Here is a 20,026-nt window from a genome sequence, read left to right on the forward strand (position 1 = left end):
CGCCTGTTGGTTGCGCGCCGGGACCGGCGCCTCCGGATCAGACCACGCGGGAATATCGCGGCACGAACCGCACCGGCTGGGCGCCGTCATTGGCTGCCGGCGGGGCAACGGGCGGCCTGGCAGCGTCTTCGCGCAGGTAACGGTCGAACACCATGGCAACGCGGCGCACGAGCAGGCGGCCCAGCATGGTGACCTCGATGCGGCCCGGCTCGCGACGAACCAGGCCGTCGGCGCCGAGCCGGTCGAGATCGGCAAGTTCGGCGGCAAACCTGCCTGCGAAATCGATGCCATGGCGTGCCTCGATCTGCGCGATGTCGAGCACGCCATTGCACATCAGCGCCCCGATGATCTCGCGGCGCAGGTGATCGTCGTCTTCCATCGTGAAGCCCCGCATGACCGGCAGCCGGCCGGCGTCGATTGCGGCGTAGTAATCGTCGAGCGTGCGCGCGCTCTGCACGTAGCGCCCCGCCACGGCACCGATCGCGGAAATGCCGAAGCCGAGCTGGTCATAGCCGGCATGTGTCGAATAGCCCTGGAAATTGCGCTGCAGCCGGCCCTCGCGCTGGGCCACGGCGAGGTCGTCGTCGGGCAGCGCGAAGTGGTCCATGCCGATGTAGACATAGCCGGCGGCAGTCAGGCGTTCGATCGTGGAGACCAGGATATCGAGCTTCTCGCCCGCGCTCGGCAATGCGTTTTCGTCGATGCGCCGCTGTGGCTTGAAGACATGCGGCAGGTGCGCGTAGCTATAGACGGAGAGCCGGTCTGGCCGCAGTGTCAACACCCGCTCCACGGTAGCGTTGAAGCGCGCCGTGGTCTGGTGCGGCAGCCCGTAGATCAGGTCCAGGCTGACCGACCGGAACCCCAGTTTGCGGGAGGCGTCGACCACCGCGCGGGTTTCCTCGAACGGCTGGATGCGGTGGATGGCCTGCTGGACTTCCGGGTCGAAATCCTGCACCCCCAGGCTGACGCGGTTGAAGCCGAGTTCGGCGAGCAACGCCATGCGTTCGTAGTCGACACGGCGCGGATCGATCTCGATCGAGTGCTCGCCGTCGGCCGGCAGGTCGAAATGCTCGTGCAGCGATGCCATCACGCGTCGCATCTCGGCCGGGTTCAGGAAGGTCGGCGTGCCGCCACCCCAGTGCGATTGGAGCACCTGCCTGCGGCCGCCCAGGTGCGCAGCCGTCAGCGCCATTTCCCGGCCAAGGTAGCTCACGTACTTGGCGCTTCGCCCGTGATCGCGCGTGATGACCTTGTTGCAGCCGCAGTAGTAGCAGATGTTCTCGCAGAACGGGATGTGCAGATACAGCGACAATGGCGCCGGCGCGGCGGCGCGGCAGTCCGCCAGCGCGGCGTGGTAGGCCGATTCATCGAGGCCGCCATGGAAGCGGTCGGCCGTCGGGTAGGACGTGTAGCGCGGGCCGTTGCCGTCGATGCGGCCGGCCAGCGCGCGGAAATCGGAGAGGGCGCGGCGATCGATGGCCGCGGATGGCGTGGTGAGCGTGTGCATGGGGGCGGACTGACCGGCGAGTTTGACGACCCATGCTAGTTCCCCGACGCCGGTAAGGAATTGACGCGCGTCAAGCTCGACGGTCGCATGGCACGGCCCGCCCCCCTCGTCGGCGGGGGTATTTCGTCACAGTTCTGTCACACGTGCCGGATACGCTGCGCCCCGCATCTCCGGCAGCCACCGCCCGGACAGCCAGCCATCCCCTTTCCATGCCCTCGATCCTGCCTTGTTTGTCGTACCCATCGCTGCGCGGCGAAACGCCGCCCCCCTCCCCGCGCCGCCGCCAGCTGATGACCGCACTTGGCGGACTGGCCGCCGCGCCGCTGGCCCTGGCCCAGGCGCCGACGCGGCGCACCGTCGTGGTCGGCCATCTGCTCGACCGAAGCGGCGCCCAGGCCGACCTGGCGCGTGACTACCTGGCCGGCGCCAAGGTCATGTTCAACGCGGCCAACGCCGCCGGTGGTCCGGTGCGGATTGCGCATGTCGTGCGCGACGCCGATGCCGATCCGCGCGCGGCGCTCACGCAGGCACTATCGCTTGCCGATGGCGAGCATGCCGAACTGCTGTTCGGCCCCGGCGACCGGCTGTTGCCGGCCCTTGCGGCCTCGCCCGAACTGCACCGGCGCGGCGTGCAGATCGTGGCGCCGCTCTCGGGCCTGGCCCTGAACGCGGACAACGTCTGGTTCACGCGCGCCGACTACCAGGCCGAACTCGACACCGCCGTGAAGCAACTGCGCGACTACGGGCTGACACGGGTGGCGCTGGCGGTCTCGGCGGAGTTCGCCGCCTCCGCTACCGGCAACGGCGCCGCGTGGCTGGGGGCGCTCGAATCCACGATGGGCACCCGCGCGGTGCCGCTGGGCGGCAACGCGGACGCCGCCGCGCGCACCATCGCGGCGCAACGGCCCGGTGCCGTGATCGTGGCGGGTGACACGCTGGCCTATGCGAGCCTGGGCCGGGCCCTGGCCGCTCAAGGCTGGTACGGATTCCTGGTCGGCTTGTCCGCGGTCAGCCCAACTGTGGCGCGCGAAGTGCTCGGCGCGGGCTATCCGGGCGGCATGGTGCTGACGCAGGTTGCGCCCGGACCGCAGGCCGCCACGCTGCGCGTGGTCAAGGAGCACGTGGCCCGCATGAAGCAATACCTTGACGAGCCGCCCTCGCCCGCGACCATTGCCGGCTATATCGGCGCCGCCTGGCTGGTGCGCGCACTGGGTGCGTGGCGCGGCAATGGCGCTGGGGAATTGCGGCGCGCGCTGCAAGCTCGCGTCGATGTGGGCGACTTCACGCTCGATTTCACGCAGGGGCAGCGCGGCTCACGCTACGTGCAGCTTGCTGCTTCAGGCACGCGGTAGGTCCAGGCGCGCGCGCAGGCCGCCGGTTTCACGCCGCGGCGTGCATCGTCCACGGCCTCACGCAGCACTCAACCGGGCGCCGTCTTGCCGCCATTGCCAAGCAAGGCCTTCAGCGCGCCAAGCCGGTCCTTGGGACTCATCGCCGGCATCTCGTCCTTCGGCGGGGGCGCTTCTTCCAGCTTCATCTCGCCGATAAAGCGCGACGGTTCGCAGGAATAGGTCTCCCGCGCGCGCTTGCGCTTCTTGCACCAGCTGATATGCAGGCTGCGCTGGGCGCGCGTGATGCCCACGTACATCAGGCGGCGCTCCTCTTCGATTTTCTCGTCGGCCATGTCCTCGTCTTCGCGGCAGTGGGGCAGGATGCCCTCTTCCACGCCGACCAGGAATACGTGCGGATACTCCAGGCCTTTCGAGGCATGCAGCGTCGAAAGCCGCACTGCGTCGGGGTCTTCCTCGCGCCCCTCCAGCATGCTCATCAGCGCCACGGTCTGCGTCAGTTCAAGCAGGTTCTTGCCTTCACTGCCGAAGCCATCCGCATTGTCGAAGCCGGTGGCTTCGCCCTCGCCCTCCGGCTCGGGCCGCGTGCCCTTGCGCTTGAGCCATTCGAGGAACTCGAGCGTATTGGTCCAGCGCGACTGGGCCTGCCGCTCATCGAACGAGTCATACAGGTAGGCCTCGTAGTGGATGCCTTCCATCATGTCGTCCAGCACCACGCTGGCCGGATCCTTGGTCGCGCGATCGGCCAGGCGCACCATCGATTCGCAGAACACGCGCAGCGGCTCGAGCTGGCGCGGCTGCAGCCTGGCTTCGATGCCCCCCATCATGGCGGCCTCGAACAGCGACACCTTGGCCTGCCCCGCGAACGTGCCCAGCACTTCCAGCGTGGTGTTGCCGATGCCGCGGCGCGGCGTGGTGATGGCGCGGATGAAGGCGGGATCATCGTCGGGGTTGGCGATCAGCCGCAGGTACGCGCAGATGTCCTTGATCTCGGCCTTGTCGAAGAAGCTCTGGCCGCCGGACAGCACATACGGAATGCGCTCGCGCCGCAGGATCTGCTCGAAGAGCCGCGCCTGGTGGTTGCCGCGGTACAGGATGGCGTAGTCGCGGAACTGCGCGCGGCGCTCGAACTTGTGGGCGGACAGGCGGAACACGACGGACTCGGCCTCGTGCTCCTCGTCGTTCATCGGATGGATGGCGATCGGGTCGCCCATGCCGTGCTCGCTCCACAGCTTCTTGTCGAACAGCTTCGGGTTGTTGGCGATGACCGCGTTGGCCGCCTCCAGGATGCGCACCGTGGAGCGGTAGTTCTGCTCCAGCTTGACGACCTTGAGGTCAGGGAAATCGGTCTGCAACAGGCGCAGGTTGTCCAGCGTGGCGCCGCGCCACCCGTAGATGGCCTGGTCGTCGTCGCCCACCGCCGTGAACGCCGGCGCGCGCAGGTGCGAGCCACCCGCGAGCAGCTTGAGCAGCTGGTACTGGCACGCGTTGGTGTCCTGGTATTCGTCGACCAGGAAATAGCGCAGGCGGTTCTGCCACTTGAGCTGCACCGTTTCATTGCGCGCGAAGAGTTCGGCGGGCAGGCGGATCAGGTCGTCGAAATCCACGGCCTGGTAAGCATGCAGGGTGGCCACGTAGTTGCGATAGACCAGCGCCGCCTGGTGTTCGTCGGCGTTGGCGGCCTGCGCGATGGCGGCTTCCGGGTCGACCATGCCGTTCTTCCACAGCGAGATGGTGCCCTGCACGCTGCGGATCAGCTTCTTGTCGGTGGTGCCGAGCTGCTCCTGGATCAGGCCGAAGCAATCGTCCGAATCCATGATCGAGAACTGCGGCTTCAGGCCCACATGCTCGGCTTCCAGGCGCAGGATCTGCACGCCTAGCGAGTGGAACGTGCACACCGTGAGCTGCTTGAGCGGCAGGCGCTTGCCCTCGCGCGAGGTCTTGCCCTCCATCAGCTTGCCGATGCGCTCCTGCATCTCCTTGGCCGCCTTGTTCGTAAACGTGACGGCGGCGATATGGCGCGGCTCGAAGCCCTTGTCTTCGATCAGGTGCGCGATCTTCTGCGTGATCACGCGGGTCTTGCCCGAACCCGCGCCGGCAAGGACGAGGCAGGGCCCGTCCAGGTAGCGGACGGCTTCGGATTGGGCAGCGTTCAGGCCGTGGGTCATGCGTGGGATGTCTGGCGTGGAAGGTGCGTCGGAGGGCGGCGGAGGCGCCTGGTACGCAACATGCCGCAGCATGCCGGCGGCCGGCGCGAAGCCGGCCATGTTAACACGCCCGGCAGGGCCGTTCTGTCAGCGGAAATCGCTATTTTCTTGCTGCGGATATTACTGAAGTAACACTTGGTAAGAGCCAAAACCTGCGGCATATCGCGGCTTCTAATCGGTATGGCGGGGTGGATTCCGATCTGCCCCGGGCCCATTGAAGTCACTTCCGGAGCCAATCATGAGAACTCTACGAGCCCTTGGCAAGGCGACACTGGTAGGCGTTGCGGTCGCTGCCCTGGCGGGCGGCTGTTCCGATATGACGCCCAAGCAACGCAATACCGCAATCGGCGCCGCGGCCGGTGGCGTCGGCGGTGCCGTGCTCACCAACGGTAGTGCGGTCGGTACGCTCGGCGGCGCCGCGCTTGGCGGCGTGGTCGGTAACGTCGTGACGGACGATAATCACCACCACCGCTGATCGGCGCTGAGGCAATCGCTTACGGCAATAACGGGCGGGCCTGCCGCGTTGACAAAGGCAGGACCCTCCCGTACATTGCGCGCATCCGACCGGGAGAGCGCGCACCCGTTGCGCCGCCGAAGGGGTATCACCCGAAAACTCTCAGGCACCATGGACCGTTCGGATCGGCATGCAACATGCACACGATGCATGCCGCACTCTGGAGAGCGGCACCCGCCAGCCATGGCGAGCGTGCCCACCGAAGGGGCGCGCGAGGATCGGACCTGCTAGGCGGGGCGACCTCGTAATCTCTCAGGTATCGAGGACAGAGGGGTCATCCGCGGCAGCGGATTGCGACGCTATTCGAGCGAAGCAAGCGCTGCGGCGGATGACCCTTTTTCGTTTTCGAAACCGAGATTGCCCCCGAGGATTCCCATGACGCTCCAGGCCACGCCCCTCAACGCTATCCACCGCGCCCTCGGCGCCCGCATGGTCGATTTCGGCGGCTGGGACATGCCGGTCAACTATGGCTCCCAGATCGAGGAACACCACGCCGTGCGCACCGACGCGGGCATGTTCGACGTGTCGCATATGTGCGTCGTCGACCTCGCCGGTCCGAACACCCGCACCTTCCTGCGCGGCCTGCTGGCCAACAACGTCGACAAGCTGCAGACGCCCGGCAAGGCGCTGTACTCCTGCATGCTCGACGAGAAAGGTGGCGTGATCGATGACCTGATCGTCTATTTCTTCGCCGAGGACCGCTTCCGCCTGGTGGTCAACGCCAGTACCGCGCTGGGCGATATCGAATGGATCCGCGCGCGCAATGACGCCACCGGCAGCGGCGTGACGATCACCCCGCGCCGTGACGACGTAGCGCCAGCCGGCACGCTGCCGCTCGCCATCGTCGCCGTGCAGGGCCCGAACGCCCGCACCAAGGTATGGAGCGCCTTCCCGTCCACCCAGCCATCCGACGCCCTCAAGCCCTTCAACGCCATCGTGGTCCAGGATCCTGCCATCGGCGAGATCATGGTCGCGCGCACCGGCTACACCGGTGAGGACGGCTTCGAACTCGTGGTGCCGGCCGAGAACGTTGCCGCGGTGTGGGAGAAGCTCGACGCCGCAGGCGTGCGCCCCGCCGGTCTCGGCGCACGCGACACGCTGCGCCTGGAAGCCGGCATGAACCTGTACGGCCAGGACATGGATATCAATACCTCGCCGCTGGACGCGGGCCTGGCCTGGACCGTGGACCTGCTGAGCGAGCGCGATTTCACCGGCAAGGCGGCGCTCGCCGCCGCCGGCCAGCGCCAGCAGTTCGCCGGCCTGATCCTGCGCGACAAAGGCGGCGTGCTGCGCGCGCACCAGAAGGTCCTCACCGCTGCCGGTGATGGCGAAATCACCAGCGGCACCTTCAGCCCGTCCCTGTCGCAGTCGATCGCTTTCGCGCGCCTGCCGATGGGCGTGGCGGTGGGCGACACCGTGCAGGTGGAGATCCGCGACCGCAAACTCGCGGCGACTGTGGTTAAACTGCCGTTTGTGCGTAATGGCAAGGCACTCGTGAGCTGAGGCGGTAACGCCCCGGCCCACCTCAACGGTCGCCCATCGCGCCTGGCCCATCGACCGATGGCAGGCGCCTGAACCAAGAACAAATCTGAATCCGGAGAACCCTCATGAATTTCCCCGCTGACCTGAAATACACCGAGTCGCACGAGTGGGTGCGCGTCGAAGCCGACGGTACCCTGACCATCGGCATCACCGACCACGCGCAGGACGCGCTGGGCGATATCGTCTTCCTGGAACTGCCCGAAGTGGGCAAGTCGGTCGGCGCCGGCGACGCGCTCGCCGTGGTGGAATCGGTGAAGGCCGCTTCCGACATCTACGCCCCGGTGGCCGGCGAAATCATCGCCGTCAACGAGGCCGCCACGGCCGCGCCGGAAAGCGTGAACGCCAACGCCTTCGACGCGTGGCTGTTCAAGATCAAGCCGGCCAACAGCGACGACGTCAACGGCCTGATGTCGGCCGACGCCTACAAGGCCAGCGTCGGCGCCTGACGCCAGCCAGCCGGCCCCGCGCGGGCCGGCCACTGTATTGATGCGCGGCGGCATGGCTGACCACCTGCCACCGCGCCCCCAACGAGGTTCTTGCCATGAACGCCCCGCTTCCCATGACCGCCGCCCAAGGTAACCGGCCCACGCTGGCCGCACTGGAGGCGCGCGACGCCTTCGCCTCCCGCCATATCGGCCCCGATACGCCCGAACAGCAGCACATGCTCAAGGTGCTCGGCTACGACAGCCGCGCCGCGCTGATCGACGCCGTGATTCCCGAAGCCATCCGCCGCCGCGACGGCATGCCGATGGGCGAATTCACCGAGCCGCTGGCCGAGGAAGCCGCGCTGGCGAAGCTGCGCAAGCTGGCAGGCAAGAACAAGGTCCTGAAGAGCTTTATCGGCCAGGGCTACTACAACACGCTGACCCCGGCCGTGGTCCTGCGCAATATCTTCGAGAACCCGGCCTGGTACACCGCGTATACGCCCTACCAGCCCGAGATCTCGCAAGGCCGCCTGGAAGCCATGCTGAACTTCCAGCAGATGGTCACGGACCTGACCGGCCTGGACATCGCCAACGCGTCGATGCTGGACGAAGGCACCGCCGCGGCCGAAGCCATGACGCTGCTGCAGCGCGTGAACAAGCACGCGTCGAACACCTTCTACGTGGCCGACGACGTCCTGCCGCAGACGCTGGAAGTGGTACGCACGCGCGCCAAGCCGCTGGGCATCGAAGTAAAGGTCGGCCCGGCTGCCGACGCGGCTTCGGCCCACGCGTTCGGCGTGCTGCTGCAGTACCCGGGCGTCAACGGTGACGTGACCGACTACCGCGCCATTGCTGACGCCGTGCACGCCGCGGGCGGCCTGGTGGTGGCTGCCGCCGACCTGCTGGCGCTGACGCTGATTGCCGCGCCTGGCGAATGGGGCGCCGACGTGGCCGTGGGCAACTCGCAGCGCTTTGGCGTGCCGCTCGGCTTCGGCGGCCCGCACGCCGGCTACATGGCGGTGAAGGACGCGTTCAAGCGCTCGATGCCGGGCCGCCTGGTCGGCGTGACCATCGACGCGCAGGGCAACAAGGCCTACCGCCTGGCCCTGCAGACGCGCGAGCAGCATATCCGCCGCGAGAAGGCGACCTCCAATATCTGCACCGCGCAGGTGCTGCTGGCCGTGATGGCGTCGATGTACGCCGTGTACCACGGCCCGCAAGGCCTCAAGCGCATCGCGCAGCGCGTGCATCGCCTGACGGCCACGCTGGCCGCCGGCCTGCAGACGCTCGGCTTCACGCGCACCAACGCGACGTTCTTCGACACGCTGACGTTCGAAACCGGCTTCAACACTGAGGCGATCCACGCCGCCGCGACCGCGCGCGGCATCAACCTGCGCCATGCCGGCGCGACGCGCATCGGCGTGTCGCTCGACGAGACCGCCACGCGCGACGACGTCGTGGCGCTGTGGGAGATCTTCTCGTTCGGCAAGCCGCTGCCGGCATCGCTGACGTTCGACGCGATCGAAGCCGCGGCCGACGACGCTTTCCCGGCCGGCCTTGCGCGCACCAGCGAATACCTGACACACCCGGTGTTCAACACGCACCACGCCGAGCATGAGATGCTGCGCTACCTGCGCATGCTGGCCGACAAGGACCTGGCGCTGGACCGCACCATGATCCCGCTGGGCTCGTGCACGATGAAGCTGAACGCCACCAGCGAGATGATTCCGGTGACCTGGCCCGAATTCAGCCAGATCCACCCGTTCGCGCCGCTGGACCAGACGGTCGGCTACCGCGAGATGATCGACCAGCTCGAGGCCATGCTGTGCGCGGCCACCGGCTACGCCGCCGTGAGCCTGCAGCCGAACGCCGGCTCGCAAGGCGAATACGCGGGCCTGCTGATCATCCACGCCTACCACGCCAGCCGCGGCGAAAGCCATCGCGACATCTGCCTGATCCCGTCGTCGGCGCATGGCACCAACCCGGCGTCGGCGCAGATGGCCGGCATGAAGGTGGTGGTAGTGGCCTGTGACGAGAACGGCAACGTCGACCTGGAGGACCTGGCGAAGAAGGCCGAGCAGCACAGCAAGAACCTGGCGGCCATCATGATCACCTACCCGTCCACGCACGGCGTGTTCGAGCAGGGCGTGCAGCAGATCTGCGAGATCGTGCACCAGCACGGCGGCCAGGTCTATGTCGACGGCGCCAACATGAACGCGATGGTCGGCACCGCCGCGCCGGGCCAGTTCGGCGGCGACGTTTCGCACCTGAACCTGCACAAGACCTTCTGCATCCCGCACGGCGGCGGCGGCCCCGGCGTGGGCCCCGTGGCGGTCGGCGCGCACCTGGCCGACTTCCTGCCGAACCAGGACAGCGTGGGCTATCGCCGCGACGACAACGGCATCGGCGGCGTATCGGCCGCGCCGTTCGGCTCGGCCAGCATCCTGCCGATCTCGTGGATGTACATCGCCATGATGGGCTCGGCCGGCCTCACCGCCGCCACCGAGAACGCCATCCTGACCGCCAACTACGTCGCCAAGCGGCTGTCGCCGTACTACCCGGTGCTGTACACGGGCCAGCACGACCTGGTGGCGCACGAATGCATCCTGGACCTGCGCCCGCTGCAGAAGGACACCGGCATCAGCAACGAAGACGTGGCCAAGCGCCTGATGGACTACGGCTTCCACGCCCCGACCATGAGCTTCCCGGTGCCGGGCACGCTGATGATCGAGCCGACCGAGAGCGAGGCCCTGCACGAGCTGGACCGCTTTATCGACGCGATGATCGCCATCCGCCAGGAAATCGGCCGCGTCGCCGACGGCACCTTCGACCGCGACGACAACCCGCTCAAGCACGCCCCGCACACCGCGGCGGTGGTCACGGCCAACGAGTGGACGCACCAGTACACGCGCGAAGAGGCGGCCTATCCGGTGGCATCGCTGCGCACGCAGAAGTACTGGCCGCCCGTCGGCCGCGCCGACAACGTCTACGGCGACCGCAACTTGTTCTGCAGCTGCGTGCCGATGAGCGAGTACGCCGAGGACTGAGCCGTGGATTGAGGCCGTCCAGCGCCTGGCGCCCGGTTCCGGTCGGCCGGCAGGCGCGCTATGCTGAACTTGGAGGCGCCGCGCGTCGGGGCGCCATCAGCACAGCGGAGGCTTCATGTGGAATCTCAGTGCGCCCTGGTGGGAGTTCGTACTGCGCGGGTTGATCGTGTATGGCTCGGTGCTGGCTTTGCTGCGGATGTCCGGCAAGCGCCAGATCGGCCAGCTCACGCCATTCGACCTGGTGTTGCTGCTGGTGCTGTCCAACGCCGTGCAGAACGCCATGAACGCCGGGGACAACTCGGTGACCGCCGGGCTGATCCTGGCCGTCACGCTTGTGGGCGCCAATGCCGGGCTCGCCTATCTGACCTGGCGCAGCCGCAAGCTTGAGAACCTCGTGGAAGGCCGGCCGCAGTTCCTGATCCATGACGGCAAACTGCTGCAAGACGTGATGCGCAACCAGCGCATCAGCGTGGACGACCTCAACAAGGTGTTGCGCCACGCCGGCAGCACCAGCATGGCCGACGTGCATTTCGCCATCCTGGAAACGGACGGCACGGTTTCGGTCAAGCTGCGCCAGCAGCCGGCCGACGGCGCGCCGCCCAGGACGGCGGCGTCGGTCTGGAGCCAGGTCGGCAAGGACGACGACGTTTGAACCCGTCGTTTGATCCCCGTCGTTTGATCCCATAACGGCCGCTTGCCATGCGCAGGCGGCAAGTGACTTCAGGAGTGCTCTGTGGCAGTCAGCGTCTTCGATCTGTTCAAGGTGGGTATCGGCCCGTCGAGTTCGCACACCGTGGGCCCGATGCGCGCCGCCCTGATGTTCGCGCAGGGCCTGGAGCGTGACGGCGTGCTGCCGCAGGTCGCCAGCGTGCGCGTGGAGCTGTATGGCTCGCTCGGCGCGACCGGCAAGGGCCACGGCACCGACAAGGGCGTGATGCTGGGCCTGATGGGCGAGGCGCCCGATACCATCGATCCCGACACCATCGACAGCCGGCTCAAAGCGCTGCGCGCGAGCCGCACGCTGTCGCTGCTGGGCCGCCACCCAATCCCGTTCGTCGAGAAGGAACACATCGCGTTCTACCGCCGCGAGGCCATGGCCGAGCACCCGAACGGCATGAAATTCCACGCCCTGGACGCGCAGGGCGAGTCGCTGCGCGAGGCACGTTACCTGTCGGTGGGCGGCGGCTTCGTCGTTACCGCAGGCGCGCCCAATACACAGGTGCTCAACGCTGCGCAGCAGCTGCCGCATCCGTTCCGCAGCGGCAAGGACATGCTCGAAATGGCGAGCAATAGCGGCAAGAGCATCGCGCGCCTGATGATGGAGAACGAACTTACCTGGCGCAGCGAGGAAGACGTCACCGCCGGGCTGCTTCATATCTGGGACGTGATGCAGGCCTGCGTCGCACGCGGCTGCCGCACCGACGGCGAGCTGCCCGGCCCGTTCAAGGTCCGCCGCCGTGCGCCGGAGCTGTTCCGCAGCCTGACCGAGCGCGCCGAACGCACGCTGTCCGACCCGCTCTCCGTGATGGACTGGGTCAACCTCTACGCCATGGCCGTCAACGAGGAAAACGCCGCTGGCGGCCGCGTGGTGACGGCGCCGACCAACGGCGCGGCCGGCATCATCCCGGCCGTGCTGCATTACTACGACCGCTTCGTTCCCGGCGCCAACGCGCAGGGCGTGGTGGATTTCCTGCTCACCGCCGGCGCGATCGGCCTGCTCTACAAGCTCAACGCGTCGATCTCGGGCGCCGAAGTCGGCTGCCAGGGCGAAGTCGGCGTGGCCTGCTCGATGGCGGCCGGCGCGCTCGCGGCGGTGCTGGGCGGCACGCCCGAGCAGGTCGAGAACGCCGCCGAGATCGGCATGGAGCACAACCTGGGCCTCACATGCGATCCGGTCGGCGGGCTGGTGCAGATCCCGTGCATCGAGCGCAATGCCATGGCCTCCGTCAAGGCGGTGAACGCCGCGCGCATGGCCTTGCGGGGGGACGGCACGCACTACGTATCGCTCGACTCGGTGATCAAGACCATGCGCGAAACCGGCGCCGACATGAAGACCAAATACAAGGAAACGGCGCGCGGCGGACTAGCGGTGAATATCGTGGAATGCTGAGGCCGCCGCGGCGTATCATGGCGCCAGTCTCCCCATGGCGCCACCGCAGGCGCCTGCCAGAACCAGAGCAAAAAGCGAGGCGGCCATGCAAACCTTCTTCCAGTTGTTCGACGAAACCTCGTCGACCTTCACCTACCTGCTGATCGACGCCGCCACGCGCGACGCCGTGCTGATCGATCCGGTCGACCACCAGCTCGACCGCGACATGGCAGTGCTGCGCGAGGCCGGCGCCAGCCTGGCATGGGTGGTTGAAACGCATGCCCATGCCGACCACATCACCTCGGCCGGCCACGTCGCCATGCAGACCGGTGCGCATACCGCCGCGCCATCCGGATGCGACATCCGTTCCGCGCAGAAGCAGCTGATCGACGGCGATACCCTCGCCTTCGGCACGCAAATGCTGCGCGCCATCCACACGCCGGGCCATACCGCCGGCAGCATGAGCTACCTGTGGGAAGAGCCCACGCCGAACGGCCCGGTGCGCCGCGTCTTCACCGGCGACGCGCTGCTGATCGATGGCTGCGGGCGCACCGATTTCCAGTCGGGCGATGCCGGCACGCTGTACGACAGCCTGACGCGCAAGCTGTTCGCGCTGCCCGACGACACGCTGGTCTACCCCGCGCATGACTACAAGGGCCGCACCTCGTCGACGATCGCGCAGGAGCGCGCGAACAACAGCCGCGTGGCCGGACGCACGCGCGACGAGTTCATCGAGATGATGCGCAACCTTAACCTGCCGCGTCCCAAGCTGATCGACGTGGCGGTGCCGGCCAACAAGCGGCTCGGGCTGCGCGATGGCGAAAGCGTGCCCCACGGCGCCTGACGCATGAACCGGTCTGCGCGGCCCGCCAAAAACTCTGAATTGACTTCTCGTCACCCGCTGCAATACTGAGTTCTCCACCGCTATCGGCGCCCGGCGCGCTGCGGTGCGGTGCGGTGCGGCACATGTAGCGCGCCGGCCGACTCACAGGGGATTTCGCCATGAAGCCTGACAAGAATGCACGTCGTGGATGGGGAGTGCTGGCGGCGATGCTGTCTGCGCTGGCCATAGCACCGGTCCAGGCGCAGCAAAAGCCGATGGCGTATCCCGCCAAGGGACAGAGCCAGCAGCAGCAATCCAGCGACGATGGCGCTTGTTACAGCTGGGCCAAGCAGCAGACCGGCGTCGACCCGGCGCAGGCCGCTGCCGCGCCACCGCCGGCTCAGGCGCAAAGTGGCCAGCGCGTGCGCGGTGCTGCGGCAGGCGCCGCAGTGGGAGCGATCGCCGGCGATGCCGGCAAGGGTGCGGCGGTTGGCACGGTGGCGGGCGGCGTCGCCCATCGGCAATCGCGCCGGCAGGCGAATGCCGCCAACGAGCAGGCGGCAGCCAATACCGGCCAGGCTATGTCGAGCTACTACCAGGCCTGGGGCGCGTGCATGCAAGGGCGCGGCTACTCAGTGAAATAGGCGCCTCGGGCGGCGTCAGGCCGCCCAGCGTTCGCAGGCCTGGCGCACGGTTTCGCGCTGGCTGCGGGCGTCGGCGTCGACCTGGCGCAGCCATTCGGCGTCTCCGTCGCGGCGCTCGGCCAGCGCACGGATATTGGCCAGCGCCTGCAGCGAACCCAAGGCCTCGGCATGGGGCACCAGCGCGTCGCAGATCGACAGGATATGCTCGGCGATCGGCTGGCGCGTCAGTTCGTTGGGATGCACGTATTCGCCCTCCAGGCCGAAGCGGCAGGCCTGGAAGCGGTTGAAGGTGTAGACCAGGTAGTCGTCTTCCTGTGGCATGAACGGGCGCGACAGCAGGAGGTAGCGCGCCAGCATCTGGATATACGCGGCGATATCGCAGGCACGCCCCACGGTCAGCGGCGTATCCATGACGCGCACTTCGATCGTGCCGAATTCCGGCTTCGGACGGATATCCCAGTAGAAATCCTTCATGCTCTCGATCACGCCCGTATTGCGCATCTTCTCGAAATACGCGGTGAAGGCGTCCCAGGTGAGCAGGAACGGCGCCCGCCCGCTCATCGGGAAGGCTGCGACCGAATTGAGGCGTGCCGAGGCGAAGCCGGTATCGACACCTTGCACATAGGGTGACGACGCCGCCAGCGCGACAAAGTGCGGCACGTAGCGGCCGATGGCATGCAGCAGGAACAGCGACTCGTCCGCGCTCGGGCAGCCGATATGGACATGCTGGCCGAACACCGTGAACTGCTTGGCCAGGTAGCCATACAGCTCCGAGATGTACTGGTAGCGCGGCGAATCGGAGATGATGCGGTCGGCCCACTGCTGGAACGGGTGCGTGCCGCCACCGCTGATGCCGATGTTGAGCGAGCGCGAGGCCGCCGCCATCAGGTCGCGCATGGTGGTCAGCTCTTCCACCGCCTGGTCGTAGGTATGGCAGATGCCCGTGCTGATCTCGATCATCGACGGGCTGATCTCCGGCTTGATGTCGCCGGCATGCTGGGCGCCCTTCAGCGCACGCAGCAGGTCGGGCGCGAACGGCGCCAGGTCATAGTCGTGCCGGTTGACGAGTTGCAGCTCCAGTTCGACGCCGAAGGTCAGCGCCTCGGAATGCTTGAACGGTTCGAGCGACATCAGCGCCCTCCTCCATTGCTGCGCAGGTCGGCACGGACTTCGCCGGCGAAGCGCAGTGCCCAGGCCGCGATCACCGGGCCCAGCAGTTGCTCGATGGCCAGCGCGCACAGGATGATGGCGGCCAAGGGTTCCCCGGTGCCCGGATACAGGCGCGCGACATCGTTCATCAACAGGTACGCCAGGCCCGACATGGGCGCCAGCGCAAGCCCGAGCGCCACGCACTGGCGCAGGCTCAGCCCCGAGAACGATCCCAGCGATACCACGCCGGCCAGCTTGGCCGCGTGGCGCAGCAACACCAGCACGACAGCATAGGCACCGCCGACCACCCAGTCATGCGCCGTGAGCGGCAGGCCCAGCGAAACCACCATGACGATGATCAGCAGGCTGCCGGCGCTGCCAAAGTGCGTCGGCCACACATGCGGCTGGCTGTCCTCGTGCTTGAACACGACGCCGGCCAGCAACAGCGTGATCGGCATCGACAATTTTAGTACCCGCGTCAGCGCCAGCGTGAAAAGCACCAGGCCGACGAGCACGAGGAAGCTGTAGTGATCGTCCACCGACATCCGGCCGTAGATGGCGTGGCCTATCTTGCCCACCACCCACGCCAGCAGGCAGGATCCGACCAGCAGGTAAAGCGGATGCAGCAGCGCGGCGCCCAGGTTGCCATACTCGGAATGCAGCCAGCCGGTAGCCACCTGCACGATCACGGCGGCATAGATGCTATTGAGTGCGGCCATGGCCATCAGGCGCTCGGTCACCTGGCCTTCGGCGCGCAGCTCGTTCTTGAGCTGCAGCACGATGGTCGGCGAGGTGCTGACCGCGATGCCGCCCGCGAGGATCGCAATGCCCGGCGACGCGCCGATCCATTGCAGCACCGCCGCGACCAGGCCCCAGGTCAGCACGCTTTCGAACGCGCTGGTCAGCAGCAGCCAGCGGTTCGCGCGCAGCCAGGCCAGCGAGAGCCGATGCCCCAGTTCGAACAGGGCCAGCGCCAGCGCCATATCGATCAGGATACGGGTCTGGGCGATCATGTTGTCGTCGACGATGCTGCGCCCGAGCATGCCGGCGCACAGGCCCACTGCCGCATAGCCGACAATGCGCGGGCAACGCAGCCAGCGGCGGCTCAGCTCGCCTGCAAGGCCAGCCCCCACCAGCGCGAGGCCGACCCAGAACAGGCCCCCGGGCGCGAGCGGAAGTGACGGGAAAAGTTGGCTCAGTCCATTCATGCGTGACATGGTAATGGAAGCACATGACATTCCTTGTCAGCGATTGTCTGACACCGCACGGAATGCGCCAACTTCTGTCTTTAACTTTCAATAAAAAACGCCATCTTTGAAGATGGCGTTTCTCATTGCGGGATCCACGGGTTTACGGGAGCCGACCGCGCCTTACACGCCCCACAGTTTCCACTTTGGCCGCGTGGCCCGGAGTGCGGTCTCGACCTTTGCATTGAGGCCACGCGTGCGCCCTTCGGCGGCGCCTGCTGCACGCGCCTTGTCGTAGTAGCCAAGTGCCGTCTCGCGTTGCCCGAGGCCAACTGCCGACTCCACCGCATGCAACCAGGTTTCGGCATCCCAGTCGTCACGTACTGCGAACGCCGCGGCAAAATCCGCGAGCGCGGCATCGTGCCGTGCGGCGGCGTTATGGATGAGTGCGCGCTGCACGCGCGGCGCGGCCTGGTCCAAGGCATCGCCCTCCGTCAATGCGATCGCCTGCTCGAACAGCGGCAGCGCACGTTCATGGTCGCCGAGATCGCGCCAGACCTGGCCAAAGCGGTTGAAGAGCCACGCGTCTTCCACCAGCAGCGCGCGGCGCTGCTGGTCGTCGATCTCGGCCAGCGCGTCAGTGCGGTCGTGCTGGTCCATGCCGTCCACGCGGGCCTGCACCAGCGCCGCGTAATGCGCGCGCGCGTGCGCCATCGGGTGCGCGACCTCGCTGCGCGCCTCCACGGGCAGCGCGTCAAGGCGCGCATCCATATGCGCCATCGCCGCGCTGGCGGCCTCTGCCGCCTCGGCGCCGCCGACCGCCTTCCAGGCCGCGATCAGGCGGCTGAACGCCCAAGTCACGTCGGCCGGGTTGCGTTCGAGCGGGTAGCGATTGAGCACCTCGCCCGCAAGCTCAACTACCTTCTGGTGCTGGCCAACTCCGGCATGGCAGTCGAGCAGGTCGATCCAGTGGTCGATGAACTCGCTCGACGCCATGCCCTTGCGGTGCAGGGCGATGCGCGTGTCCAGGCTAGCGGCATCGGCCGGCAGGCTGCGCGACAGCAGGCGGCACAGCAGCGAATAGACGTGCGGGTCGGCATTGCCGCCATGGCCGTCCGCGTCACCTTCGCCAGTGGCGAAATAGGCTTCGAAGCGCGCCACGCCGAGCTGGCACGCTTCCACCAGCCGCGGCCGCAACGCCGCTTCGGCCTGCGGCACCTGGTCGATGAACTCGCCCAGCGCCGTGGCGGCACGGTAGTAGCCGGCGCCGTCGTCGGATTGCGTGGTCAGGCTGAATTTCAGCCAGGGCTGCGCGTCGGCGCCCTGCGCACCGGCCTGGGCGGCCTGGTGGCGCCACGCCATGGCGCGTACCTGGGTCTGCGGGTCCGGGCACTGGCGCAGGTACACGGCCAGGTCATCCTGGGCGCCATCCATGTCGCCCGTGCCGAAGCGCAGCGGCGCGCGCAGGCGGCGGGCCTGCGGATGATCGGGATACTCGGCCAGCACCAGGCCGGCCTGCTCGCCCGCGAGCGCGTCGGCGGCCTCCGGTTCGAGCTCCAGCAGGTCGGGGTTATCCAGCGCAATGCGGCCCAGGCAGACACGCATCATGGGCTCGGCCGGCTGGCCGGCGGCCTCGGCACGCGCGATCGCGTCGTGCACGAGCGGCAGGATGTCTTCGGCGCCAAGGTCCGGCGCCCGGTACAGCAGGTCGTGCCAGTAACGGCCGGCCCGCGCCAGGTCGCCAAGCCGGTAGCACGCCAGGCCCGCATGGAAATGAGCGGCCCATTCGCCGGACAGCAGGCCGTTGCGCCGCGCAGCCTCATGCAACCACGGCAGCGCGTCGCCATCACGGCCAAGGCCCATCAGCATGGCGCCGTAGCGATGCGCGATCACCCCGCGCGAGGCCCAGCGGTGCGGCGCCGCGAGCCCCAGCGATTCCAGCCGCGCCAGCGCCTCGTCGAGCACGGCGAAGGCCGCCTGCGCATCACCCTTGTCGAAGTGAAGCCTTGCCCGCAGCGTAATGAAATCGACCACTTCGGGCCGGGCCTCCGACAACTGGCCGGCGATTTCGAGCGCTTCATCGAACCGGCCGACGCCGGCCAGGTCGATTGCGCGGTCGTAGCTGACTTCCTGCACGGACACGTACTGCTCCTTCTGGATTGGATAGGCGAATGCGGGATTATGCGCCAATGACACGATCCCCCATCGGGGACAACAAACGGCAGGGGTCAGTTCAATCTTTAGAATTGCCCGAAGAAAAAACGCCACCCTTACGGGTGGCGTTCTTCGGGCCAGGCGCCGGCCGGCTTACTTGCCGCCAACCGTCTCCAGCACCGTCCACTTGCCGCCCACCACCTTGTAGACGGTAATGCCGCCGTCCTTCAGGTCGCCGCGCGCGTCGTACGCCAGCGTCTTGGTGGTGACGCCCTGCATATTGGTGGCCGCCAGCACCGGCAGGTAGCGCGCCGGATCGGCCGAGCCGGCCTTGATCATGGCGGTCATCATCGCCGTGGCGCCGTCATAGGCGTACGGCGAGTAGGTCTGCACCTTCGTGCCGAAGCGCTTCTCGTACTTCTTCTCGTACGCGGCGCCGCCCGGCATCTGGTCCAGCGGCAGGCCGGCCAGCGACACCACGGTGCCCTCGGCAGCGGGACCGGCCAGCTTCAGGAAGTTGTCGGTCTTGGACATTTCACCCGACACCAGCGGGGCCTTCATGCCCAGTTCCTTGACCTGCTTGGCCATCGGCGCGGACTGGGTCTCGGCGCCGCCGTAGAAGATGATGTCCGGGTTGCTGCGCTTGATGTTGGTCAGCACGGCCTTGAAGTCCACCGCCTTGTCGTTGGTGAATTCGCGGCGCACGATCTTGCCGCCGGCGGCCTTGGCGGCCTTCTCGAATTCGTCGGCCAGGCCCTGCCCGTAGGCGGTGCGGTCGTCGACGATCGCGATATTTTTCGCGCCGAGCTTCTTCACCACGAAGGCGCCGATTACCGAACCCTGCTGGGTGTCGGAGGTCATCATGCGGAAGGTGGTCTTGAAGCCCTGCCTGGTGTATTCCGGCGCGGTCGCCATGGCGATCTGCGGAATGCCGGCGCGGTTGTAGACCATCGACGCCGGAATGGTGGTGCCCGAGTTGAAGTGGCCGAGCATGCCCTGGATGCCGTTGTCGACGAGCTTCTGCGCCACCACCGAGCCGGTCTTCGGATCGGCCTGGTCGTCTTCGGAGACCAGCACGAACTTGACTTCCTTGCCGCCGATCTTCGGCTTGGTGGCGTTCATGTCATCAATGGCGAGGATGATGCCGTTCTGCATGTCCTTGCCGTACTGGGCCTGGCCACCGGTCATCGGGCCGGCAAAGCCCAGCTTGATTTCCTGCGCCTGGGCGAAGGCTGCCGTGGCACCGGTCAGGCCGGCGAAAGTCAGGGCAACGGCCAGGGCCGTCTTGTGGAATGTCGAGGTCATCAGTTCTCCTTGGTGGCTGGTTCAGCCTTCTTTGCTGCGCTTTTTCTACGCTTCGGGAACGCCGGCTGGGCGCCCCTCCCCTAT

15 protein-coding genes and 2 riboswitches are annotated in these 20,026 nt (G+C 67.3%); of the genes, 9 read left to right on the plus strand and 6 right to left on the minus strand.

Features of this window, described 5'->3' with window-relative positions:
* Positions 1-37: 37 nt before the first annotated feature.
* The gene (gene hemN / locus ACIGJC_RS15290) at positions 38-1,507 is read right to left on the minus strand and encodes an oxygen-independent coproporphyrinogen III oxidase (RefSeq protein WP_483709807.1); all 1,470 of its coding nucleotides are present in this window, start codon (positions 1,505-1,507) and stop codon (positions 38-40) included.
* Between the two features lie 209 nt (positions 1,508-1,716).
* On the opposite strand from hemN, the gene ACIGJC_RS15295 reads away from it, so the two are divergent.
* The gene (locus tag ACIGJC_RS15295) at positions 1,717-2,859 is read left to right on the plus strand and encodes an ABC transporter substrate-binding protein (RefSeq protein ID WP_483709808.1); all 1,143 of its coding nucleotides are present in this window, start codon (positions 1,717-1,719) and stop codon (positions 2,857-2,859) included.
* A 68-nt stretch (positions 2,860-2,927) separates the two neighbouring features.
* On the opposite strand, the gene ACIGJC_RS15300 is transcribed toward ACIGJC_RS15295, so the two are convergent.
* The gene (locus ACIGJC_RS15300; RefSeq protein WP_483709809.1) at positions 2,928-5,024 is read right to left on the minus strand and encodes a UvrD-helicase domain-containing protein; all 2,097 of its coding nucleotides are present in this window, start codon (positions 5,022-5,024) and stop codon (positions 2,928-2,930) included.
* 277 nt (positions 5,025-5,301) lie between these two features.
* Here ACIGJC_RS15300 and ACIGJC_RS15305 point away from each other — a divergent pair, with 277 nt between their 5' ends.
* The 8 genes from ACIGJC_RS15305 to ACIGJC_RS15340 all read left to right on the plus strand — a co-directional run bounded on the left by ACIGJC_RS15305 (position 5,302) and on the right by ACIGJC_RS15340 (position 14,147).
* A complete protein-coding gene (locus ACIGJC_RS15305) occupies positions 5,302-5,538 on the plus strand; it encodes a glycine zipper 2TM domain-containing protein (protein WP_276098907.1) in 237 nt (78 codons plus the stop codon).
* 80 nt (positions 5,539-5,618) lie between these two features.
* Positions 5,619-5,706, plus strand: a riboswitch (glycine riboswitch).
* A gap of 21 nt (positions 5,707-5,727) precedes the next feature.
* A riboswitch (glycine riboswitch) is annotated at positions 5,728-5,856 on the plus strand.
* A gap of 96 nt (positions 5,857-5,952) precedes the next feature.
* Complete coding sequence (gene gcvT / locus ACIGJC_RS15310) at positions 5,953-7,080, plus strand: glycine cleavage system aminomethyltransferase GcvT (RefSeq protein WP_483709810.1); 1,128 nt, start codon at positions 5,953-5,955, stop codon at positions 7,078-7,080.
* A 104-nt stretch (positions 7,081-7,184) separates the two neighbouring features.
* Positions 7,185-7,565, plus strand: a complete 381-nt coding sequence (gene gcvH / locus ACIGJC_RS15315; RefSeq protein WP_483709811.1) for a glycine cleavage system protein GcvH — start codon at positions 7,185-7,187, stop codon at positions 7,563-7,565.
* Positions 7,566-7,660: 95 nt separating this feature from the next.
* Positions 7,661-10,591 carry an aminomethyl-transferring glycine dehydrogenase gene (gene gcvP / locus ACIGJC_RS15320; protein WP_483709813.1) on the plus strand — a complete coding sequence of 977 codons (2,931 nt, stop codon included), beginning with the start codon at positions 7,661-7,663 and terminating at the stop codon, positions 10,589-10,591.
* A gap of 115 nt (positions 10,592-10,706) precedes the next feature.
* The gene (locus ACIGJC_RS15325) at positions 10,707-11,243 is read left to right on the plus strand and encodes a DUF421 domain-containing protein (protein WP_483709814.1); all 537 of its coding nucleotides are present in this window, start codon (positions 10,707-10,709) and stop codon (positions 11,241-11,243) included.
* Between the two features lie 81 nt (positions 11,244-11,324).
* Complete coding sequence (locus ACIGJC_RS15330) at positions 11,325-12,701, plus strand: L-serine ammonia-lyase (RefSeq protein WP_483709815.1); 1,377 nt, start codon at positions 11,325-11,327, stop codon at positions 12,699-12,701.
* 85 nt (positions 12,702-12,786) lie between these two features.
* Positions 12,787-13,524 (plus strand): MBL fold metallo-hydrolase, encoded by a 738-nt coding sequence (locus ACIGJC_RS15335; protein WP_483709816.1) that lies wholly within the window; start codon positions 12,787-12,789, stop codon positions 13,522-13,524.
* 158 nt (positions 13,525-13,682) lie between these two features.
* Positions 13,683-14,147, plus strand: a complete 465-nt coding sequence (locus tag ACIGJC_RS15340; protein ID WP_483709817.1) for a hypothetical protein — start codon at positions 13,683-13,685, stop codon at positions 14,145-14,147.
* Between the two features lie 15 nt (positions 14,148-14,162).
* Here the strand turns inward: ACIGJC_RS15340 and ACIGJC_RS15345 are convergent, their stop codons facing one another.
* From ACIGJC_RS15345 to ACIGJC_RS15360, 4 genes are all read right to left on the minus strand, one after another.
* Positions 14,163-15,278 (minus strand): YbdK family carboxylate-amine ligase, encoded by a 1,116-nt coding sequence (locus ACIGJC_RS15345; protein WP_483709819.1) that lies wholly within the window; start codon positions 15,276-15,278, stop codon positions 14,163-14,165.
* Positions 15,278-16,513: a cation:proton antiporter gene (locus tag ACIGJC_RS15350; RefSeq protein WP_483709821.1), complete on the minus strand. Its 1,236-nt coding sequence runs from the start codon at positions 16,511-16,513 to the stop codon at positions 15,278-15,280. The genes ACIGJC_RS15345 and ACIGJC_RS15350 overlap by 1 nt, the downstream gene beginning before the upstream one ends.
* A gap of 153 nt (positions 16,514-16,666) precedes the next feature.
* On the minus strand, positions 16,667-18,625 hold the full coding sequence (locus ACIGJC_RS15355) for a tetratricopeptide repeat protein (RefSeq protein WP_483711567.1): 1,959 nt from the start codon (positions 18,623-18,625) through the stop codon (positions 16,667-16,669).
* Between the two features lie 165 nt (positions 18,626-18,790).
* The gene (locus ACIGJC_RS15360) at positions 18,791-19,942 is read right to left on the minus strand and encodes a branched-chain amino acid ABC transporter substrate-binding protein (protein WP_483709823.1); all 1,152 of its coding nucleotides are present in this window, start codon (positions 19,940-19,942) and stop codon (positions 18,791-18,793) included.
* Positions 19,943-20,026: the final 84 nt, after the last annotated feature.

Source organism: Cupriavidus sp. C3SS-1, assembly GCF_057073755.1.

Bases quoted from the DNA above. Each gene is read 5' to 3' on its own strand.
- hemN (WP_483709807.1), bottom strand. From the start codon at position 1,507: ATGCACACGCTCACCACGCCATCCGCGGCCATCGATCGCCGCGCCCTC.
- ACIGJC_RS15295 (WP_483709808.1), top strand. From the start codon at position 1,717: ATGCCCTCGATCCTGCCTTGTTTGTCGTACCCATCGCTGCGCGGCGAA.
- ACIGJC_RS15300 (WP_483709809.1), bottom strand. From the start codon at position 5,024: ATGACCCACGGCCTGAACGCTGCCCAATCCGAAGCCGTCCGCTACCTG.
- ACIGJC_RS15305 (WP_276098907.1), top strand. From the start codon at position 5,302: ATGAGAACTCTACGAGCCCTTGGCAAGGCGACACTGGTAGGCGTTGCG.
- gcvT (WP_483709810.1), top strand. From the start codon at position 5,953: ATGACGCTCCAGGCCACGCCCCTCAACGCTATCCACCGCGCCCTCGGC.
- gcvH (WP_483709811.1), top strand. From the start codon at position 7,185: ATGAATTTCCCCGCTGACCTGAAATACACCGAGTCGCACGAGTGGGTG.
- gcvP (WP_483709813.1), top strand. From the start codon at position 7,661: ATGAACGCCCCGCTTCCCATGACCGCCGCCCAAGGTAACCGGCCCACG.
- ACIGJC_RS15325 (WP_483709814.1), top strand. From the start codon at position 10,707: ATGTGGAATCTCAGTGCGCCCTGGTGGGAGTTCGTACTGCGCGGGTTG.
- ACIGJC_RS15335 (WP_483709816.1), top strand. From the start codon at position 12,787: ATGCAAACCTTCTTCCAGTTGTTCGACGAAACCTCGTCGACCTTCACC.
- ACIGJC_RS15340 (WP_483709817.1), top strand. From the start codon at position 13,683: ATGAAGCCTGACAAGAATGCACGTCGTGGATGGGGAGTGCTGGCGGCG.
- ACIGJC_RS15345 (WP_483709819.1), bottom strand. From the start codon at position 15,278: ATGTCGCTCGAACCGTTCAAGCATTCCGAGGCGCTGACCTTCGGCGTC.
- ACIGJC_RS15350 (WP_483709821.1), bottom strand. From the start codon at position 16,513: ATGTCACGCATGAATGGACTGAGCCAACTTTTCCCGTCACTTCCGCTC.
- ACIGJC_RS15360 (WP_483709823.1), bottom strand. From the start codon at position 19,942: ATGACCTCGACATTCCACAAGACGGCCCTGGCCGTTGCCCTGACTTTC.